This is a genomic window from Streptomyces sp. NPDC048718 (assembly GCF_043198875.1).
Classification (GTDB): domain Bacteria; phylum Actinomycetota; class Actinomycetes; order Streptomycetales; family Streptomycetaceae; genus Streptomyces.
Map to the genome: position 1 here is coordinate 101440 of NZ_JBICVG010000012.1, position 19776 is coordinate 121215.

Annotated in this window: 10 protein-coding genes and 1 pseudogene; 6 read left to right on the top strand and 5 right to left on the bottom strand. The window is 72.9% G+C overall.

All coding sequences use genetic code 11. The features are described from left to right. The first annotated feature begins 316 nt into the window (after nt 1–316). Genes ACGFRB_RS22880 through ACGFRB_RS22890 form a run of 3 tightly spaced genes read left to right on the top strand, consistent with a single transcriptional unit; the run spans nt 317 to nt 13772 of the window. Nucleotides 317–10837, top strand: a complete 10521-nt coding sequence (locus ACGFRB_RS22880; RefSeq protein WP_393245404.1) for an amino acid adenylation domain-containing protein — start codon at nt 317–319, stop codon at nt 10835–10837. After that, nucleotides 10834–12627, top strand: coding sequence for a condensation domain-containing protein (locus ACGFRB_RS22885; protein WP_363004542.1), 1794 nt, complete (start codon nt 10834–10836; stop codon nt 12625–12627). Before ACGFRB_RS22880 ends, ACGFRB_RS22885 begins: the two co-directional genes overlap by 4 nt. Beyond that, entirely contained in the window at nt 12624–13772 is a 1149-nt protein-coding gene (locus ACGFRB_RS22890) for a nucleotide disphospho-sugar-binding domain-containing protein (protein ID WP_393245406.1), read from the top strand. Before ACGFRB_RS22885 ends, ACGFRB_RS22890 begins: the two co-directional genes overlap by 4 nt. 355 nt (nt 13773–14127) lie before the next feature. Here ACGFRB_RS22890 and ACGFRB_RS22895 read toward each other — a convergent pair whose 3' ends face one another. Further along, nucleotides 14128–14685 carry a hypothetical protein gene (locus ACGFRB_RS22895; protein WP_393245408.1) on the bottom strand — a complete coding sequence of 186 codons (558 nt, stop codon included), beginning with the start codon at nt 14683–14685 and terminating at the stop codon, nt 14128–14130. 479 nt (nt 14686–15164) lie between these two features. Here ACGFRB_RS22895 and ACGFRB_RS22900 point away from each other — a divergent pair. Next, a pseudogene (locus ACGFRB_RS22900) lies at nt 15165–15437 on the top strand (helix-turn-helix domain-containing protein); the annotation flags it as partial. 35 nt (nt 15438–15472) lie between these two features. Here the strand turns inward: ACGFRB_RS22900 and ACGFRB_RS22905 are convergent. From ACGFRB_RS22905 to ACGFRB_RS22920, 4 genes are all read right to left on the bottom strand, one after another. Further along, entirely contained in the window at nt 15473–16471 is a 999-nt protein-coding gene (locus ACGFRB_RS22905) for an iron-containing redox enzyme family protein (RefSeq protein WP_393245410.1), read from the bottom strand. After that, on the bottom strand, nt 16468–16713 hold the full coding sequence (locus ACGFRB_RS22910) for a CDGSH iron-sulfur domain-containing protein (RefSeq protein ID WP_393245412.1): 246 nt from the start codon (nt 16711–16713) through the stop codon (nt 16468–16470). Before ACGFRB_RS22910 ends, ACGFRB_RS22905 begins: the two co-directional genes overlap by 4 nt. Next, nucleotides 16697–17347, bottom strand: a complete 651-nt coding sequence (locus ACGFRB_RS22915; RefSeq protein ID WP_393245414.1) for a HemK2/MTQ2 family protein methyltransferase — start codon at nt 17345–17347, stop codon at nt 16697–16699. The genes ACGFRB_RS22910 and ACGFRB_RS22915 overlap by 17 nt, the downstream gene beginning before the upstream one ends. 113 nt (nt 17348–17460) lie before the next feature. Continuing rightward, entirely contained in the window at nt 17461–17616 is a 156-nt protein-coding gene (locus tag ACGFRB_RS22920; protein WP_363004554.1) for a DUF6131 family protein, read from the bottom strand. A 228-nt stretch (nt 17617–17844) separates the two neighbouring features. Here ACGFRB_RS22920 and ACGFRB_RS22925 point away from each other — a divergent pair, with 228 nt between their 5' ends. After that, nucleotides 17845–18171 (top strand): plasmid stabilization protein, encoded by a 327-nt coding sequence (locus tag ACGFRB_RS22925; protein ID WP_393245416.1) that lies wholly within the window; start codon nt 17845–17847, stop codon nt 18169–18171. A 105-nt stretch (nt 18172–18276) separates the two neighbouring features. Beyond that, nucleotides 18277–19743 (top strand): aminotransferase class I/II-fold pyridoxal phosphate-dependent enzyme, encoded by a 1467-nt coding sequence (locus ACGFRB_RS22930; protein WP_393245680.1) that lies wholly within the window; start codon nt 18277–18279, stop codon nt 19741–19743. Nucleotides 19744–19776 lie beyond the last annotated feature (33 nt).

Below are 19776 nucleotides of genomic sequence, written 5' to 3' on the forward strand. Positions count from 1 at the left end.
CAGGCCTTTGCGATCTCTATTGGCCGGGGTTACGCTGCGGAACGGTGCCTGTGGGACTGTTGTTCGAGAACGTCGAGGAGCGGGACGCACGGCACGAGACGCGGGGGACAGGGGATGTCTACGTGATCGTGCAGTTTTGTGGATGCTGGGACCGCGCCGGGCCTTCGCGCTGAAGCTTCGCCGGAACTCGTGGGGGTCCGAAGGAAACAGCGGGACGCGCGCGCCCGCCGCAGCGCGGTACCGCCATCCAATCCTCGGGGCCCTCGCCTGTTCGTGAGTTGACTGCAACCGCCGACAGCTTTGCGAAGGAATCTGCATGTCCGCAACAGCGCGTCAAGAATTCGCTCTTACTTCCGCGCAGACCGGAATATGGCTGGCCCAGCGTTTCGCGCGGGATGGCCTCGACTACAGCGTCGCGCTATACGCCGACATCGTCGGCCCGCTCGACGTCGACCTGCTGGTGCGGGCGGCCCGCGGGACCTTCGCCGACACCCCGACTCTGCGGGCCCGCATCGTGGCGTCCGGCCCGGAGCCGGTGCAGGTGGTCGACGACTCGGCCGAACTCGTCATGCCCTGCCTGGACCTGCGCGACCAGGAGCAGCCGCACCGGGCGGCGATGGCCTGGATGGAGGACGAGCTCGCCGTGCCGCTCGCCCCGGACAGCGGCCGGATGCACTCCTTCGCGCTGCTGCGGATCGGCGAGGACCGGCACTTGTGGTACCTGCGGGCCCACCACGTGGCCATGGACGGCTTCTCCGGCGCATTGTTCGTACGGGAAGCCGCCTCCCGGTACACCGCGCTGGCGACCGGCCGGGCCGATGTGAACGGCCTTGGCCATTTCGGGGAGATGTTGCGCTCGGATCGTTCCTATCGTGAGTCCGCGGCATTCCACACGGACCGTGCGTACTGGATAGAGAAACTGGCGGACAGCCCGGCGCCGGCGTCCTTCGGACAGGCCGAGCCGAATCGTCAGGGCGGCCGGACCCGCGAGACGGTGGAAATCGAGAGCGAGCTGAGCGAGGCACTCGGCAAACTGGCACAGCGTTGCGGCGTGACACCCGCGGCTGTTTACGCCGCAGCCGCCGCCCGTTACACCGCACGACTCACCGGTGAAACGGACGTCGTGCTCGGGCTGCCCGTTACCGCCCGGTTCGGCAAGGCCATACGCGGTATTCCCGGAATGATGTCCAACGTGGTGCCGCTGCGCGTTATGGCGGGACCGGAGCTGCCGCTGTCCGGGTTGCTGCAGAACGTCTCTGCGGAAATGCTGCTCGGTCTTCGGCACCAGCGCTACCGATATGAGGACCTGCGCAACGACCTCGGCGCGGGAGAGGAACGCAGCCCGCTGGTCGGGCCGCACGTCAACCTGCAGTTCTTCGACCAGGACGTGGATCTTGCCGGATGCGCGACGACGATCCACAACCTGACCAACGGACCGGTCGACGACCTGGCCTTCGTGTTCTACGGAGACGTCCGGCGGGGGAGCGGACGGATCGACGTCGACGGCAACACCGAGCTCTACCGCCGGGCCGATCTGCGGGTGCACGGCCAGGGCCTGCTGCGACTGCTGGAACAGATGGCCGAGGCGGACCCTGACACCCCTTGCCATGAGCTCGACGTCTTCCGGCCCGACGACCTGGAACGGCTGCTCGTCGGCCGCAACGACACCGGGCGGCCGACCGGCCCCGAGACGGTCGTCGACCTGTTCCAGGCCCAGGTGGCGGCCACCCCGGACGCCCCGGCCGTGGTGCACGGGCCGCACGGCCTCTCATACCGGGAGCTGAACGAGCGGGCGAACCGGCTCGCGGCGCTGCTGCTCGCCCGCGGCCTCGGCCCGGAGGACGTCGTCGCGCTGGCGGTGCCGCGGTCCGTAGACCTGGTCACCGCCCTGCTGGCCGTGGCCAAGTCCGGTGCCGCGTTCCTGCCGGTCGACCCGGACTACCCGACCGACCGCATCGCGTACATGCTCGACGACGCCCGGCCGGCGCTACTGATCACCACGCAGGACATCGTGCCCTGGCTGCCCCAGGCCACGGCCACCCCGCGGCTGCTGCTCGACGACACCGAGCGGGTGACGGCCCTGGACGCCGCGCCCGGCCGGGACGTCACCCAGGCCGACCGCCCGCGCCCGCTCACGCCGGACTCGCCCTCCTACGTCATCTACACCTCCGGTTCGACCGGCCGGCCCAAGGGAGCGGTCAACACCCACGCCGGCCTGGTGAACCGGCTGCGGTGGATGCAGGACCGCTACCGGCTGACCGCGCGGGACCGGGTGCTGCAGAAGACCTCCTGCGGATTCGACGTCTCCGTCTGGGAGTTCTTCTGGCCCCTGATGAGCGGCGCGACCCTGGTGATGGCCGACCCCGGGCTGCACCGCGACCCGGGCTACCTCGCCGCGGTGATCCGCGAACAGCAGGTCACCACCGTCCACTTCGTCCCCGCCATGCTCCAGGCATTCATGGCCGAGCCCGAGACCGCCCGGTGCACCAGCCTGCGCCGGGTGATCTGTAGCGGTGAAGCGCTGCCCGCCGAACTCGCCGCCCGGTTCTTCGCCGTCCTCGACTGCGAGCTGCACAACCTGTACGGACCGACCGAGGCGTCCATCGACGTGACGTCCTGGCAGTGCGACCCGGCGCGCACCGGCGCCCCGCCGATCGGACTCCCGATCACCAACACCCGGGTGTACGTGCTGAACCAGGCCCTGGAGCCGGTGCCCGACGGCGTGCCCGGCGAGCTCTACCTGGCCGGCACCGGCCTCGCGCGTGGCTACCTTGGCCGGCCGACCGTCACCGCGGAGCGCTTCGTGGCCTGCCCGTTCGGCCGGCCCGGTGAGCGGATGTACCGCACCGGCGACCTCGCCCGGTGGGACGCCGACGGACAGCTGGCCTACCTGGGCCGGACCGACGACCAGGTGAAGATCCGGGGCGTGCGGATCGAACCCGGCGAGATCGCCTCGGTTCTCGGCGAGCACCCCGAGGTCGGCGAGGCGGTGGTGGTGGCCCGCGACGACCGCTCGTCCGGAAAGTACCTCGTCGGCTACGTGGTGCCCGAGCGCAACCGCCTCGCCTCCGTGCAGGAGCGGACCGACGGCGAGCACGTCGACCAGTGGCAGCAGCTGTACCAGTCGATGTACGGCGCGCAGTCCGATGCCGCCTTCGGCGAGGAGTTCGCCGGCTGGGACAGCAGCTACACCGACCGCCCGCTGCCGCTGGAGGACATGCGGCAGTGGCGCGACCGGACGGTGGAGGCGATCCGCGCCCTCCGGCCCCGCCGGGTGCTGGAGATCGGCGTCGGCAGCGGCCTGCTGCTCGCCCGTCTCGCGCCGGACACCGAGCGGTACTGGGCGACCGACTTCTCCCCCGCGGCGATTGCCACGCTGCGCCGGCACCTCGACACCCGGCCGGACCTGGCCGGGCGGGTGGAGCTGCGCACCCAGTCGGCCGACGACGCGGCCGGGCTGCCCGAGGACTTCTTCGACACCGTGGTCATCAACTCCGTGGCGCAGTACTTCCCCACCGCGGAGTACCTCGGGACCGTCCTGCGCGGAGCGCTCGGCCTGCTGCGCCCCGGCGGCGCCGTGTTCCTCGGAGACGTCCGCGACCTGAGGCTCTGTCAGGTCATCGCCACCGGTGTGGAACTCGCGCACAGTCCGGCGGACGCGGACCCGCAGGCCGTGCGCCGGGCCGTGGAACAGCGGACCCGGCAGGAGAACGAACTCCTGGTCGACCCGCGGTTCTTCACCGCGCTCCAGCAGGAGACCGCCGACCTCGCCGGCGTCGACATTCGGGTCAAGCGCGGCGACTACGACAACGAACTGAGCCGCTACCGCTACGACGTGGTGCTGCACAAGCGCTCGGAGCACCGGCCCGTCTCGCTGCTCGACGTGCCGGACGCGGACTGGGGCACCGAGGTCGCCGACCTGACCGCGCTGCGGGACCGGCTCGCCACCGACGCGCCGGCCCGGCTGCGGATCACCGGCGTGCCCAACGCCCGCCTGGTGCCCGAGGTCTCCGCCACCCGGCAGCTGTTCGCCGGGGCGCCGATGGCGGACGTCCGGCGGGCGGTGGACGGGGACGTCCCGGCCGGCCCGCTGCCCGAGGCCTTCCACGCGCTCGGCGAGGACCTCGGATACCGCACGGTGGTCACCTGGTCCGGCAAGGGCTCCGACGGCGAACTCGACGTGCTCTTCCTGAGTTCCCGGACCGACACCGCCACCGCGGCCCTGACCGACGTCTTCCTCCCGGCCGCGGCGGCGCCGCCGGCCCTGACCAACAACCCCGCGGTCGGCCGCGAGGCCGGCCGGCTCGCCGCCGCCCTGCGCGAGCACCTGCGGGAGAACCTGCCCGACTACATGGTCCCGGCCGCCGTCATGGTGCTCGACGCGCTGCCCACCACGGCCAACGGGAAGCTGGACCGACGCGCCCTGCCCGCACCGGAGTTCCGCGCCACCGGCGGCGGCCGGCCGGCCCGGGGCCCGCGCGAGGAACTGCTGAGCCGGCTGTTCGCCGAGGTCCTGGGCCTGCCCGGCATCGGTGCCGACGACAGCTTCTTCGACCACGGCGGCGACAGCATCGGCGCGATCCAGCTGGTCAGCCGCGCGCGCGGCGCCGGAGTGCTGTTCACCCCGCGCGAGGTCTTCGAACACCGGACGGTCGCCCGGCTCGCCGAGGTGGCCCGTACCCAGGACACCGAGGCCCTGGTGCCCGGCGCCGGAGTCGGTCCCGTTCCGCTGCTGCCGATCGTCCACCGGCTGCGTGAACTTGGCGGCCCGGTCGGCAGGTTCAGCCAGTCGATGCGTCTCGACGTCCCCGCCGGACTGCGCCTGGAGACCCTCGGCGGCGCCCTGCAGACTGTGCTCGACCATCACGACGCGCTGCGCCTGCGGCTGGACCGGGACGGCGACGACGCGTGGTCGCTGACGGTACGGCCGGCCGGCGCCGTCGACGCCACCGGGTGCCTGCAACGGGTGGCCTGCGCCGAGAACGGCGAACCCACCGAGGCGGAGCTGCGGACCTGGGAGGAAGCAGCCCTCGACCGGCTCGACCCCGACCGCGGCGTCCTGGTGCAGGCCGTCTGGTTCGACGCCGGCCCGAGCCGCCGCGGCAGGCTGTTCCTGGCCGTCCACCACCTGGCCGTGGACGGGGTGTCATGGCGCGTCCTGGTGCCCGACCTGGCCGACGCCTACGCCGCCCTGGCCGAGGGAGGGCGCCCCGCACCCGCCCCGGTGGGCACCTCGCTGCGACAGTGGTCGCAGCAGCTGGCCGAGCGGGCCGGCACCGCCGACGTGGTCGGCGAGTTCGACCACTGGCGGGAGACGCTCTCCGGCGCCACCGCCCCGCTCGGCGCACGCGCGCTCGATCCCACCCGGGACGTCCTCACCACCCGGCGCACCCTGGTGTCCTCCGTCGACGCCGACACCACCGCGGCACTCCTCACCGAGGTGACCGCCGCCTTCCACGCCGGCGCGAACGACGTCCTGCTCACCGCCCTGGCCCTGGCACTGCAGGACTGGCGCCGGCGGCGCGGGCACGAGACCGCGCCGGTGCTGGTCGACTTGGAGGGGCACGGCCGCGAGGAGGGGGCCGTCCCGGGAACCGACCTGTCCCGCACCGTCGGATGGTTCACCAGCCTCTTCCCGGTGCGCCTCGACCCCGGCGTGACCGAACCGGCCGAGACCTGGGCCGCGGGCCAGGCCGTCGGAACGGCGCTGCGCACGGTCAAGGAGCAGCTGGCGGCGGTACCCGGCAAGGGACTGGGCTTCGGGCTGCTGCGCCACCTCAACCCGCAGGCCGCCACGGCCCTGGCCGACCTCGGCAGCCCGGACGTCCTCTTCAACTACCTCGGCCGCTCCCTCACCACCCGGGGCCGGGGCACCTGGACGCCGGTGCGCGACGGCAGCGCACTGGCCGGACACACCGACCCCGGCACGCCCTTCGCCCACACGCTGGAGATCAACGCGCTCGTCCACGAGGACGGCGAGGACAGGAAGGACGGCCCCCGGCTGTCCGCCGAGTGGTCCTGGCCCGCGGACCTGCTCACCGAGGACGAGGTCCGCGACCTCGCCGACACCTGGTCCACCGCCCTGCGCGCGCTGGCCACCCACGCCCGTCGACCGGGAGCCGGCGGCCACACACCGTCCGACTTCCCGCTCGCCCGGCTCGACCAGCAGGACATCGACGAGATCGAGGCCGCCTGCCCCGATGTCGAGGAAGTTCTGCCGCTGACGCCGCTCCAGGAGGGCCTGGCCTTCCACGCCGCGTACGACGACCACGCGCCGGACGTCTACCACGTCCAGATCGCCCTCGACCTGGACGGCGAGATCGATCCCGGGACACTGCGCGAGGCCGCCGAGGCCCTGCTGCGCCGCCACCCGGTGCTGCGCACCTGCGTACGGCACCGGGCGAGCGGCGGCCTGGTCCAGGTGGTCCGGGCCGAGGCCCCGGTGCCGTGGCGGTACCTGGACCTGAGCGGGCTCGCCCCCGAGCAGCGGGCGGCCCAGGCAGAGGCGGCGCTCCGGGACGACCTGAGCCGCCGCTTCGACCTGGCCGAAGCGCCCCTGCTGCGCCTGACGCTGCTGCGCCTCGGCGAGGGCCGCCACACCCTCGCGGTGACCAACCACCACATCGTCCTGGACGGCTGGTCGATGCCCCTGCTGCTGCAGGAGCTGTTCGCCCACCACGGCACCCGAGGCGCCGACGCACCGGCGCGGCCGGCCGGCTCCTGGCGCACCTACCTGGACTGGCGGGCCGGCCAGGACCGTACCGCGGCCGAGCAGGCGTGGCAGGCGGCGCTCGGCGGACTCGACGCGCCGACCCGGCTGGCTGCGCACGGTGACGCGCACGCCTCCGTCCAGCCCGCCTCCTGCTCCGTCCGGCTGCCCGAATCCGTCACCGCCGCGCTGGCCGGACGGGCCCGGGAGCACGGCGTCACGCTCAACACGGTCGTGCAGGCCGCCTGGGGACTCCTGCTGAGCCGGCTGACCGGCAGCGAGGACATCGTCTTCGGCACCACCGTCTCCGGACGGCCGCCCGAGCTGCCGGGCACCGAGACGATGATCGGCTGCTTCATCAACACCGTCCCGGTGCGGCTGCGGCTGCGCCCCGACGAGCCGATCGGCGCGCTGCTGGCCAGGCTGCAGGACGAGCAGTCCCGCCTCGCCCCCCACCAGCACCTCGGGATCGCCGAGATCCAGCGCCTGACCGGCGTCGACGGCGAACTCTTCGACACGCTCACCGTGTTCGAGAACTACCCGCTGGACCCGGACGCCCTGAACCGCGGCGCGCGCACCGGGCCGCGGGTGGGCGCCGTCCGCACGCACAACGACGTGCACTACCCGCTGGCCCTGATCGCCACCCCGGGCCCCTCGCTCGACCTGCAGTTCACGTACCGGCCGGACCTGTTCACGGCCGCCGACGCCGAACAGGTCGCGCGGCGCTACACCCGGCTGCTCCAGGAGATCGCCGAGGCGGGCCCGGACACCCGGGCGGACCGGATCGAGGCCCTGGAGCCGGCCGAGACGCGGCAGCTCACCGAGGAGTGGAACGACACCGGCCGTCCGGCGGCCCCGGTCGCCGTGGCCGAGGCAGTACGGGACTGGGCGGCGCGGGAACCCGGCCGCATCGCGGTGGTCGGCGCGGCCGAGACGCTGACCTACCGTGAGCTCGACGAGCGGGCCGACCGGCTGGCCCGGCAACTGCGGGCCCGCGGCGTCGGACCGGAGGACCTGGTCGCCGTGGCGGTGCCGCGCTCGGCCGAACTGATGGTCGCGCTGCTGGCCGTGCTCAGGACCGGCGCCGGCTACCTGCCACTGGACCACCGGCACCCGGCCGAGCGGACCGCGTTCATGGTCCGGGACGCCGCGCCGGTGCTGGTGCTCACCAGCGGCGAGGAGGTGCCGGGGCTGCCGCCGGCGGACCGGCTGGCGCGGCTCGCGCTGGACGACCCCGGCACGCCCGGCGACGCGGCCGCCCCGTCCGGCACCTTCCCGTCCGGCAGCCTGCCGTCCGCGCCCGATGGTTCGCTCGCCTACGTCATCTACACCTCCGGGTCCACCGGCCGCCCCAAGGCTGTCGCTGTGTCACGCGCCGCCATGAACGCGCTGGTGGGCTGGGCGGTGGAGCGCTTCGGCGGCGAGGGACTGCAGCGGGTCCTGGCCGCCACCTCGCTCTCCTTCGACGTCTCGGTGTTCGAGCTGTTCGCCCCGCTGGCCGCCGGCGGGCAGCTGGAGATCGTCCGCGATCTGCTGGAACTGGCCGAACGGCCCTGGCAGGGCTCGCTCATCAGCGGCGTCCCGTCGGCGCTGGCCGCGCTGCTCGCCGACCCGTCGCCGACCTTCGCGGCCCGACGGCTCATCCTGGCGGGTGAGGCCCTGCCCGAGCCCCTGGTGCGGCGGATCCGGCAGTCGCTGCCCGATACGGAGATCGTCAACCTCTACGGGCCGACCGAGGCGACGGTGTACGCCACCGACTGGACGTGCGCCGACGACCAGGCGCTCGCCCCGCCCATCGGCCGCCCGCTGCCGTACACCCGGGCCTACGTGCTGGACCGCTGGCTGCGCCCGGTCCCGGCCGGAGTGCCCGGGGAGCTGTACCTGGCGGGCACCGGTGTCGCGCGCGGCTACCTCAACCGGCCCGCGCTGACCGCCGACCGCTTCGTCGCCGACCCGTACGGCGCGCCGGGAAGCCGGATGTACCGCACCGGCGACCTCGCCCGTTGGCTGCCCGACGGCGCGCTGGACTGCCTGGGCCGCACCGACACCCAGGTGAAGGTCCGCGGCCACCGGATCGAACTCGGCGAGATCGAGGCGGTGGTGGCCCGCCATCCGGACGTAGCCCAGGCCGTCGTGCTGGCCCGCGACACCTCGGCGGGCACCACCCGGCTGATCGCCTACGTGGTCCCGCGCCCCGGCGCCGAACCGGACGTCACCGACCTCGCGGAGCGGACCGCGAGCGAGCTGCCCGGCTACATGGTCCCGGCCGGCTACGTCCTCCTGGAGCGGCTGCCGGTCACAGCCAACGGAAAGCTGGACCGGGCCGCCCTGCCGGCTGCCGACCTGGGCGAGCACGCCCCGGACGCCGGCCGGGCCCCGCGGACCTCGCGCGAGGAACTGTTGTGTGGACTCTTCGCGCAGACCCTGGGCGTGCCGCTGGTCGGGCCCGACGAGAGCTTCTTCGCGCTCGGCGGAGACAGCATCACCTCGATCCAGCTGGTGAGCCGGGCCCGGCGCCAGGGCCTGGAGTTCACCCCCCGGGACGTCTTCGACCACCGCACCCCGGCGAACCTGGCCAGGGTGGCGCGCGAGCAGGCCGACCCGGCGGCCGAGGAGGACACCGAGGCCGGTCCGGGGCCGCTGGCACCGATTCCGGTGATGGAGTGGCTGCGCGAACTGGGCGGCCCGGTCGACCGGTTCAACCAGTCGATGTTCGTCCGGCTGCCCGCTGGCATCGACGAGCCGACGCTCACGGCGGCGCTGCGGTCGGTGGTGGACCGTCACGAGGCCCTGCGGCTGCGGCTGCACCGCAAGGACGACGGCACCCGCTGGGACCTGGAGATCACCGAGCCGGACGAAGACCTCGCGGACCGGTTCGCCCGCCACGACGTCGCCGGGCTGACCGGGGACGCGCTGCGCGAGGCCGCTCGGCGCCAGGCGGAGCTCGCCTGGGACCGGCTGGCCCCCGAGCACGGCACCGTGTGGCAGGCCGTGTGGCTCGACGCCGGCCCGGCCGCGCCCGGACACCTGCTGCTGGCCGTGCACCACCTCGCGGTGGACGGCGTCTCCTGGCGCATCCTGCTCGGCGACCTGGCGGAGGCCGCCGACGCGCTGCGGCGCGGCGCCGACGCCGCGTTGGCCCCGGTCGGCACCTCGCTGCGCCGCTGGTCGAGGCTGCTCGCCGAGGAGGCCGGCAGCGACCGGCGGACGGCGGAACTCGGTCTGTGGACGGCGATGCTGGACGGCGCCGACGCGCCGCTCGGCCGCCGGGCGCCGGACCCGGCCCGGGACGTGGTGGCCTCCCGGCGCACCGTGGAGCTGACGCTGCCGGTAGACGTCACCAAGGCGCTGCTGACCGACGTGACCACCGTCTTCCACGCCACGGTCAACGACGTCCTGCTCACGGCGGTGGCGCTGGCCGTGCAGGACTGGTCCCGTCGGCGGGGCCGTCCCGCCGCGCCGGTGCTGGTGGACGTCGAGGGCCACGGCCGGGAGGAGGACGCGGTCGGCGGCGTGGACCTGTCCCGCACGGTGGGCTGGTTCACCACCGTCCACCCGGTCCGGCTGGACCCGGGCGCGGTCGAGTGGCCGGACCTGTGGGCGGCCGGGCCCGAGACCGGACGGGTGCTGAAGCGGGTCAAGGAGCAACTGGCTGCCATCCCCGACCACGGTCTGGGCTACGGCCTGCTGCGCCACCTCAACCCTCGCACCCGGCAGGCACTCGCGGGACTGCCGGTGCCGCAGATCGGCTTCAACCACCTCGGCCGGTTCGGCACGCCCTCCGGGTCCGGCGAGTGGGCGCCGGCGCACGAGGTCGGCGGCTTCACCGGCGGCGCCGACCCGGGCCTGCCACTGGCGCACGCGGTGGAGGTCAACACGCTCGTCCAGGAGGACGACGGCGCGGAGCCGGTGCTCGTGGCCGAGTGGTCCTGGGCGGCTGAGCTGTTCACGGCCGCGGAGGTCGAGGACCTGGGAGCCACCTGGTTCCGCGTCCTGCGGGCCCTGGTCGACCATGCCCGGCGGCCCGGCTCGGGGGGCCAGAGCCCCTCCGACCTGCCACTGGTCTCGCTCTCCCAGGACGAGATCGACCAGCTTCAGGAAGAACTGGCCCTGGAGGGGGACCTGTGACAACGGCGACGAAGCGCACGCCCAGGATCGAGACCGTCCTACCGCTGACGCCCGTCCAGGAAGGGCTGGTGTTCCACGCGGCGTACGACGAGGACGGATCGGCCCTGTACAACGTCCAGGTGGTGCTGGACCTGGAAGGACCGCTCGACGCCGCCGTGCTGCGGCGTTCGGTGGAGGCCGTGGTACGGCGCCACCCGACCTTGCGGGCGAGCTTCCGGCGCCGGGCCACCGGCGACACCGTGCAGGTGGTCCAGTCGGGGGTGCCGCTGCCGTGGGAGGAGGCGGACCTCACCGCGGTCGCCGACGGCGACCACGAGGCCGAAGTCGAACGGATCACCCGGGAGGCCCGCACCCGCCGGTTCGACCTGGCCGCGGCCCCGCTGCTGCGGTTCACGTTGATCCGGCGCCGGTCCGACCGGTTCCGGCTGGTGCTGACGAACCACCACGCCGTGCTGGACGGCTGGTCCACCGGGCTGCTGCTGCGCGAGCTCTTCGAGGTCTACGGCGCCGGCGGCGGCGCGTCGGCGCTGCCGGCCGCCGTGCCGCTGCAGGAGTTCTTCGCCTGGCGGGCTCGCCAGGACGCGCCGCAGGCCCGGGCGGCGTGGCGCGCGGCGCTGACCGGCATGGAGGAGGCCACCCGGGTGGCGCCGAACGCGGACAGCCGTACGGCGGTGCCGACCGAGCAGGTGCTGGTCACCGTGCCCCGGGACCTGACCGCGGCCGTCGCCGAATACGCCCGACTGCTGGGCCTGACCGTCAACACCGTGATCCAGGGCACCTGGGGCCTGCTGCTGTCCCGGATGACGGGCCGTGACGACGTCGTCTTCGGAACCACGGTGGCCGGCCGGGCACCCGAGCTGCGCGACGTCGAGGCCATGGTCGGGATGCTGGTCAACACCGTGCCGGTGCGGGTCCGGATCGACCCGCGGGAGACCCTCGCCGGGCTGTTCGCGCGGCTCCAGGAGGAGCAGTCCCGGCTCGGCGCCCACCAGTACCTCGGGCTGACCGAGATCCAGGGCCTGTCGGACATCGACGGCGACCTCTTCGACTCGCTCGTGGTGTTTGAGAACTACCCGCTGGACCGGACCGTCGACTCCGTCGCCGGCGTGCGCGTGACGGGCACGGAGGCGCACAACAGCATCCACTACCCGCTGAGCCTGATCGCCCACCCGGGCGAGACCCTCGTGCTCTGCTTCGGCTACCGCCCGGACCTCCTCACCGGAGCAGCGGCCCGGCGCGTCGCCGACCGCTTCGTCCACCTGCTCGGCTGCTTCGCCACCGGCGCGTCGGACGCCGCCGTCGGCGACATCGACGTGCTGACGGCGGAGGAACGGCACCGGCTGATCGTCGAGCTGAACGACACGGCCCGTCCGATGCCGGACCGCTCGGTGGCCGAGCTGTTCGCCGCACAGGCCGCCGCCACACCGGACAGCGTCGCCGTCCGGTACGGTCAACAAGCCACCTCCTACCGGGAGTTGGAAGATCGGGCGAACCGACTGGCGGCCGACCTCAGCGGCCGGGGCATCGGGCCCGAGGCCATCGTCGCCCTGGCGGTGCCGCGGTCGACCGAGATGGTGGTGGCCATGCTCGCCGTCCTGAAGACCGGCGCGGCCTACCTGCCGATCGACCCCGGCTATCCGGCCGAACGCATCGCCTTCATGCTCGCCGATGCGCGTCCCGCCCTGCTCATCACCACGACCGGCCTCGTCGAACGCCTCGACGGCAGCAGCCCGGGAACGCCCCGGCTGCTCGTCGACGACGCGCACGCTTCGGAAGGGAACCTGCAATGAGAGTACTGTCCATGGCCGCCCCGGGCTCCGGCCTCTTCCTGCCCACTGTGCCGCTGGCCTGGGCGCTGCGGACCGCCGGGCACGAGGTCCTGGTTGCCAACAACGGCCAGGCCGCCGAAACGCTGGTCGCGGCCGGACTCTCGGCGGTCGACGTGTGCCCCGGCCGTGACGTGTTCGGCGAGTTCATGGCGGCCAGCCGCGCGATCAACATGACACTGCCCGGCGAACCGCGGCCCCGACGCGGCGGGCTCGGACTGTTCGGCGAGGAGATGGCCGAGGGCCTCCTGAAGGTCGCCGAGGAGTTCCGGCCTGACCTCGTGCTGTCCACCCTGGAGCAGGGCGCCGGGCCGCTGGTGGCCACCGCGCTCGGCGTCCCCTACGTGGAGCAGAGCGTCCGTCTGGCCTGGGCGGGCAGCGACGAGCAGGCGACGACGTACCGCCGGTCCATCGCCGAGTACCTGGAACCCACGCGGGCCAAGCTGGGTCTGGACGAGCCGGCCGCCGCTGCCGCGGCGATCGACGTCCGGCCGCCGAGCATGGGCGGCCGCGACGACGCGGCCGAGTGGTCGATGCGGTACGTGCCCTACAACGAGAGCCGGTTGCTGCCCGAGTGGGCGTTGGAAGCACCGTCCCGGCCGCGGGTCTGCCTGACCCTGGGCAGTGTCCTGCCGCTGTCCGGCGAACTCGGCGAGCTTGCCGCGTTCCTGCGGGAGTGTGGCGGTCTGGACGTTGAGGTCATCCTCGCCATGGGGGAGGACCAGGCGGCGGCCCTGGGCCCGGTGCCGGACAACGTGCGGGTGGCCGGCTGGGTGCCGCTCAGCACGCTGCTGCCGACTTGCGCCGCCATCGTCCACCACGGCGGGGCCGGCACCGCGCTGACCGCGCTGGTCCACGGCGTCCCGCAACTGGTCGTGCCGCGACTCGCCGACCAGCCCGTGAACGCGGCCGTGATCGAGGCTCGTGGTGTCGGCCTCGCCCGCGCCCCGCACGAGGCGACCGCGGCCGCCGTGAAGGACGGCCTGCTGCGGCTGCTCGACGTGCCGGACTATCAGCTGGCCGCTCGTGAGGTCCAAGCGGAGATCGCCTCCCGGCCCAGCCCGGCGGCACTGGTCGCGCGGCTGGAGAAGCTGGTCGGCGCGCGCTGACCGGCGGGCTTCGCCGGACTGCCCGACGCGCCGCGCGGAAGGGCCCGCCACCGAGGCGGTTTCTCGTGGTCGTTGCAACACGTGGTCGGTTGTCCAGGCCGTGAGGAGTTCAGCCAGACGCTCGGCTGGGGTTCCCAGCCGAGCGCCCTGCGTGGGCTGCGGTTGAGCTGGTCGGCGACGGCGGCTGGTACTGCAACCGCATGTGGTGTGACCGGCTGGCGTCTTGGTCGTTGGGCTGACTGTGTGATGAATCGCTGACGGTCGCGCGGGTCGTCGCGTCGCGGACATGCCGTCACGGTCCCTTGGGCAGGGCGCCGATCGCGGTGGCGGTTCGAGGGCTACGTCTGGATGCCTTCTACACGGTCACGTGTGCGTAGACGAGGGGCGCGGCCGCATCGGTCTCGTCGACGGTCACCTGGGCTGCGCCGGCGCTGTCGCCCTGCTCGGGGATGTCCGCGTAGAGACCGGCGAGACGCCCCTTGGTTCCAATCTTCCAAGGAAGGTCGACCGAGTCGATGTCGTCCTGTTCCAGGACGACATTCCCGGCCGCCAGGTCCCCGGTGGTCTCGCCCAGCGAGGTCAGGAACTTCTCGAGGCCTTCGGGGGTGGTGCGGAAGCGCAGATAGAGGCCCTGTCCGCTATCCGCGCTGCCGTCACCCGGGACCACCAGGTAGGAGGTGTCCCAGGCACCGGCCGGCACCGCGAGACGGAAGGTCTTCTGCAGCGCGGCGCTGGGGATTCCCCGAGTCTCCGCCGAGGCGGAGGAGGACGTGGGCGGAACAGTCACGGTGATGCCCACCACCGGCCAGACCACCATGGCGACGGCGGCGGCCACCAGCACACCGCATAGCACGAGTAGCAGAGGGACGGCGGGTCCCCGCGGGGCGCGCTCCTGGCGCACGGTGTGCGGCATCACGGCTTCCTCTTCATCTTGGAGGTTCCCCGGACGTCGTAGTCCCGGGCGAGCCCCACGGTGTGCGGATGGGCGATCTTCGGCTGGGCGATATTGTGGCTGAGCACTCCGGGGATGGTGATCTTCAGGTTCGTCCTGTGCTCACTCGGGACACCCCAGTCGTAGCGCTTCCTGATCTTCAGTGTGCAGGCGAACCCGTACTTGGTCCGCGGCGAGCCCTCCGCCCGCCACTGAAAAGGGTTGAGGGCGTAGTACCAGTCCAGGGCCTTCCACTTGCCGCTGTCCCGGCTGCCGCGCCTGCTTCACGCGTAGCCGTAGCCTCTGACTTTCGGGATGTCGGCGACGATGACGTCGCAGTGACAGACGTGTTCGCCTTGTTGTGACGAGCCGTCCGGAGGTGATTCGGGTGGCTCGGTGTGCGGCATGCTGGGCGGAGGGGTGAGCGTGTCCGGGCACGTGAGATCGACGAGGGGCAGCGGTTGCTGCGGATCATCCGCCGGGGCGCCGGGTCAGTGGTGACCTGGAGGCGGGCTCAGATGGTGCTGTTATCGGCCCAGGGTATGAACGTGGCCAAGATCGCCGAGGTGACGTTCACCAGCCCGGACCGGGGCCGGGACGTGATCCACAACTTCAATGCTGACGGCTTCGCCTCGCTCTACCCGAAGTACAGGGGTGGCCGGCCCAAGACGTTCACGCTGCCCGAGCGGCGCGAGACCAAGAAGATCGCCAAGTTCAGACGTCGACGACTGCCGGCCGGGCGGGGGATCGAGGCCTCCTGGAAGGGTCCTCATCCTGCCGGGTCGTTTGGTGCGGGGAGCAGGGCGCTTCGCCCGGTGCTCCAGGCGTGGGTCAGGTGTGCGGTGAGCCGGTCCTCCAGCAGGCCGGTGGCCCGGATTCCGAAAACGACGTCGTCCTCCAATTCCGGTTCGTCGGCCAGGAGTCCGGCGACGACCTCGTGACGGACGAGCTGTTCGTGGACGGCGTCGGCTTCGACGTGTTCGTCGTAGAAGCGCTGGGCGGCCGGACCGGCGTCACAGCGGCGCAGGGCGTCGGCCAGTCGGGCCGAGGCGGGGGAGGAAGCGACCTCGACGGCGGCGAAGTGCCCGACGAGGGACCCTCGCCGGGCGCGGTGCAGGCCGAAGAGGGACATCATCGTCACCAGGGTCAGCATCGCGGGCGGTGCCGTATCGAGGTAGGCGCCGTAGTGGGTGGAGAGCCGGAGGTCGGTCATGAGGTCGGCGTAGAGGCGGGCGTGGATCCGCTCGGCGCGGCCGGCGCCGAACTCGTCGTACTCGACCGCCACCATGCCGGCCTTGGCCCGTCCGATGAGCCTCGGCACGACCCATAGCTGCGGGTCGGCCTCCTTGAGGTGGTAGAGGGAGCGCAGGGCGGCGTACTCCCGAAGCTGCCACAACTCGCCGCGGTGGAGCAGGAAATGGCTCGCGCTTCCCCGGCCGCCCGACGGCTCGGCCATCAGCTCCATGAGCGCGTCCTGGGCGCTCCCGCCGCATGGGGTGTCGTCACGCAGCGCGCTCAGGAAGCGCCTTTCCAGTCCGGCCCGCAGACGCAGCAGGTCCGGGTCCCATTCCAGGGCGTCGGGGACACCCTGGAACCCCCGGTAGTGCAGCTCGTACAGGACGTAGAGGGCGAGTTGGAGATCGTCGCCGTACGGGGCGCATCCGCCCAGGGAGGCCGTGGCGGGCAGGAAGCGGGCGGAGCCGGTGAGCCGTCGGAGGACCGCGTCCGACACCGGCCCGCGGGCTCTTGGCAGGACGGGGGCGGTCATGGCGTACGCCCGTGGTGGGGTGTGCCGCGGGGGTGTCGGCGGTGGCTGGTGTCGCACCAGGGGTAGATGCGGCTGCGCCGGCAGGTGCACACCGCGACGGTGGGGCGGCGGGAGACGGCCGTGGTGCCGTCGTCGAGTACCACTTCCACCGGCCCCTCGATCAGCAGGGGGCCGCCGCGCTCGGCCCGGATCCGGCGCGGCGCGCGGCCGGCGGCAGGGGCGGGGTCAGGGGTGCCAGGCACGGATGATCACCAGTTCCTCGCTCTCGTCGCACGGCTTCAGCAGCCCGGCCGCGCACAGCCGGTCGCGGCGGTCGCGCAGGACGGGGCCCAAGGGGATCCGGACGCGTGCGCCGACTGTCGCGCGCAGGCCCGCTTCGGCCAGCCGCGACAGGGTCTCCTCCGTCCCGCACAGCGCCGAGTGCACCAGCAGGAGCAGACCGCTGTGCTTGAGGACGGCCGGGACGTTGTCGCAGATCCGGTCCAGGAGCTCGCGCCCGTTCGTTCCGGCGTCCCAGGCCAGTGCGGGGCCGCCACCCGTCGGTGGGGTGCCCGGCGGCGCGGGAACGTAGGGCGGATTGCTGACGACGAGGTCGAACCGGTCCTCCGGCGGCAGCGGCCCTGTCAGATCGCCGTGGCGCACCCGGATGCGCTCGCGCGCCAGCACCGCGTTGAGCCGGGTGTTCCACACCGCCCGGCGGGAGACGTCGACCGCGGTGACCCGTGCCCCGCGCCGCGCCGCGGCGAGCGCCAGCGTGCCACTGCCCGTACACAGGTCGAGCGCTTCGGCGCCGGGCCGGATGTCCTCGCGGGCCAAGGCGGCGGCCAGCAGCAAGGTGTCGCTCTGCGGGGAGTAGACGCCGGGAACGGTCACCACCGACGGTGGCGGCCACCTTCCGGGGGTGCGGGGCGGCCGGCCTTCGGGGATGCGGGGAAGCGTCGCCGAAACAGATGAGCGAAGGGATACGGGGCCGCGCACGGTGGCGCTCCCTACCAGTAGTGGCGGCGGCCGCCGACGGCGTGGCCGACCGCACCGAGGATCCACAGTGCGATCCCGATCGCCACGAGCACGATCCCGATCGTCCAGAGGATGCCCAGGCCGGTGATCAGGCCCACGATCAGCAGGATCAGGCCAAGAATGATCATGACATCACCTCGATGAGAAGAGTGGTTCGGCCGGATCTGTTCCGGTGTGCGGCTGCCCTGTCGAAGGCGGGGTAAACCGTGCCGGTCCGTGTGGCTCGGTTCGGGGCGGCACGGGGTCTCGCGGGATCGAGGGTTGGTGCCGGCGGCTTCCCCGCGGTTGCGTTCTGTTCGCGGAGGCTTCCCCATGGGAGGGGAGGGATCGCAGAACCGCAGCGTGAGGAGTACGTCATGCCCCGAGGCTCCAGTCCCAAGAGGGAGCGCCAGTACGAGCACATCAAGGAGTCGGCCGAGAAGCGCGGAGAGTCCACGAAGCGGGCCAAGGAGATCGCCGCCCGCACCGTCAACAAGGAACGCGCCCGCGCCGGTGAGTCCGAGACGGCGAGCAGGACATCCCTGCGCGACCCGAAGTCCGCGTCCCAGCGGGGCGGACAGCGGTCCCACAGCGGCGCCCAGGGGCCGACCAAGGACCAGCTCTACGAGGAAGCGAAGAAGAAGCACATCGACGGCCGGTCCACCATGAACAAGCCGCAGCTCAAGAGGGCACTCGGGCGCTGACGCCTCGGGTGCGGGGAGTGACCGCGGCCGTGGATGGTGCCGCCCCGCCGGCCGCGTGAGACCGGAGGCGGACCGGGGCTCGCCTCGCGGGAGGACGACATGAGCTTGGACCATGCGCGCGCGCCGGTTCTGGAGGCGCTGGCGGAGTACCACGCGAGCGGTTGGATCCCGTTCACTCCGCCGGGCCACAAGCAGGGCCGGGGCGCCGACCCCAGGGTGCGAGCGGTACTGGGGGAGGGCGTGTTCGCCTCGGACGTGCTGGCCGTGTCCGGTCTGGACGACCGGGCCGGCGGCCGTGGGGTCCTCGCGCGGGCCGAGGAGCTGATGGCGGACGGGGTGGGTGCGGAACATACCTTCTTCGCCACGGCCGGGAGTTCCCTGTCGGTGAAGTCCGCGATGCTCGCCGTGACCGGGCCGCATCAACAGCTGGTGGTGGGGCGGGACGCCCACAAGTCGGTGGTGGCGGGCCTGGTGCTCGCGGGGATCGATCCCGTGTGGGTGGAACCCAACTGGGACCCCGTGCGGCATCTGGCCCACCCGCCGAGCGCGGCAGCCGTCGCCGACGCGCTCCGGCGTGCCCCCGAGGCCCGCGGTGTCCTCGTCAGCTCCCCTACGCCGTACGGAACCTGCACCGAGCTCGCGGTGATCGCCCGGGCGTGCCACGAGCACGGGGTGCCGCTGATCGTGGACGAGGCGTGGGGCGCCCACCTGCCGTTCCACCCTGACCTCCCGGTCTGGGCGATGGACGCCGGCGCGGACGTGTGCGTGACCTCCGTCCACAAGATGGGGTCGGGGCTTGAACAGGGCTCCGTCTTCCACCTGCAGGGGGACCGGATCGATCCGAAGGTGCTGAAGAGCCGCGAGGATCTCCTGGGTACCACCAGCCCCTCCGTCCTCCTCTACGCGGCCCTGGACGGGTGGCGCCGTCAGATGGTCGAGCACGGCAAGGACCTCTACGATCACGCGCTCGGTCTCGCGGCTCGTACCAGGGAGCGAATCGACCGCATGGACGGACTGCGCGTGGAGAGCCGCGAGGATTTCTGCGGCCCGGGCCTCGCCGCCGAACTCGACCCCCTCCAGATCGTCGTCGACCTCACCCGTCTCGGCATCAGCGGCTACCAGGCGGCCGATTGGGTCAGGGAACACCACCGGCTCAACCTTCACCTCGCCGACCACCGGCGGATCGCCGCCCAGCTCACCCATGCCGACACCGCCCACACCACCGACGCCCTGACGGTCGCTCTTCTCGAACTGGCCGGTCACGCCGAGGAATTCCGGGCACCCGCGCCCCTCGAGATACCCGCCCCGGCCGACTTGCGCCTCGAACAGGCGATGCCGCCCCGCGACGCGTACTTCGGCCCCGTCGAGGACATCCCCTGGCAGCGGGCCGCCGGCCGGGTGGCCGCCGAAATGCTCACCCCCTACCCGCCCGGCATCCCCGCCGCACTCCCGGGAGAGCGCTTCAACACCCCGGTCCTGGAATATCTGCACACCGGGGTCGCCGCCGGGATGTACGTTCCCGACGCCGCCGACCCCGGCCTCGGCACCGTACGGGTCGTCGCCCTTCCCTGACGCCCGGACGGCGTCCACGACTCGCCCCCGTAA

Excerpts from the sequence above, each read along its gene's own strand:
- ACGFRB_RS22895 (WP_393245408.1), bottom strand. The coding sequence starts at position 14,685 with ATGCCGCACACCGTGCGCCAGGAGCGCGCCCCGCGGGGACCCGCCGTC.
- ACGFRB_RS22920 (WP_363004554.1), bottom strand. The coding sequence starts at position 17,616 with ATGATCATTCTTGGCCTGATCCTGCTGATCGTGGGCCTGATCACCGGC.
- ACGFRB_RS22890 (WP_393245406.1), top strand. The coding sequence starts at position 12,624 with ATGAGAGTACTGTCCATGGCCGCCCCGGGCTCCGGCCTCTTCCTGCCC.
- ACGFRB_RS22905 (WP_393245410.1), bottom strand. The coding sequence starts at position 16,471 with ATGACCGCCCCCGTCCTGCCAAGAGCCCGCGGGCCGGTGTCGGACGCG.
- ACGFRB_RS22880 (WP_393245404.1), top strand. The coding sequence starts at position 317 with ATGTCCGCAACAGCGCGTCAAGAATTCGCTCTTACTTCCGCGCAGACC.
- ACGFRB_RS22925 (WP_393245416.1), top strand. The coding sequence starts at position 17,845 with ATGCCCCGAGGCTCCAGTCCCAAGAGGGAGCGCCAGTACGAGCACATC.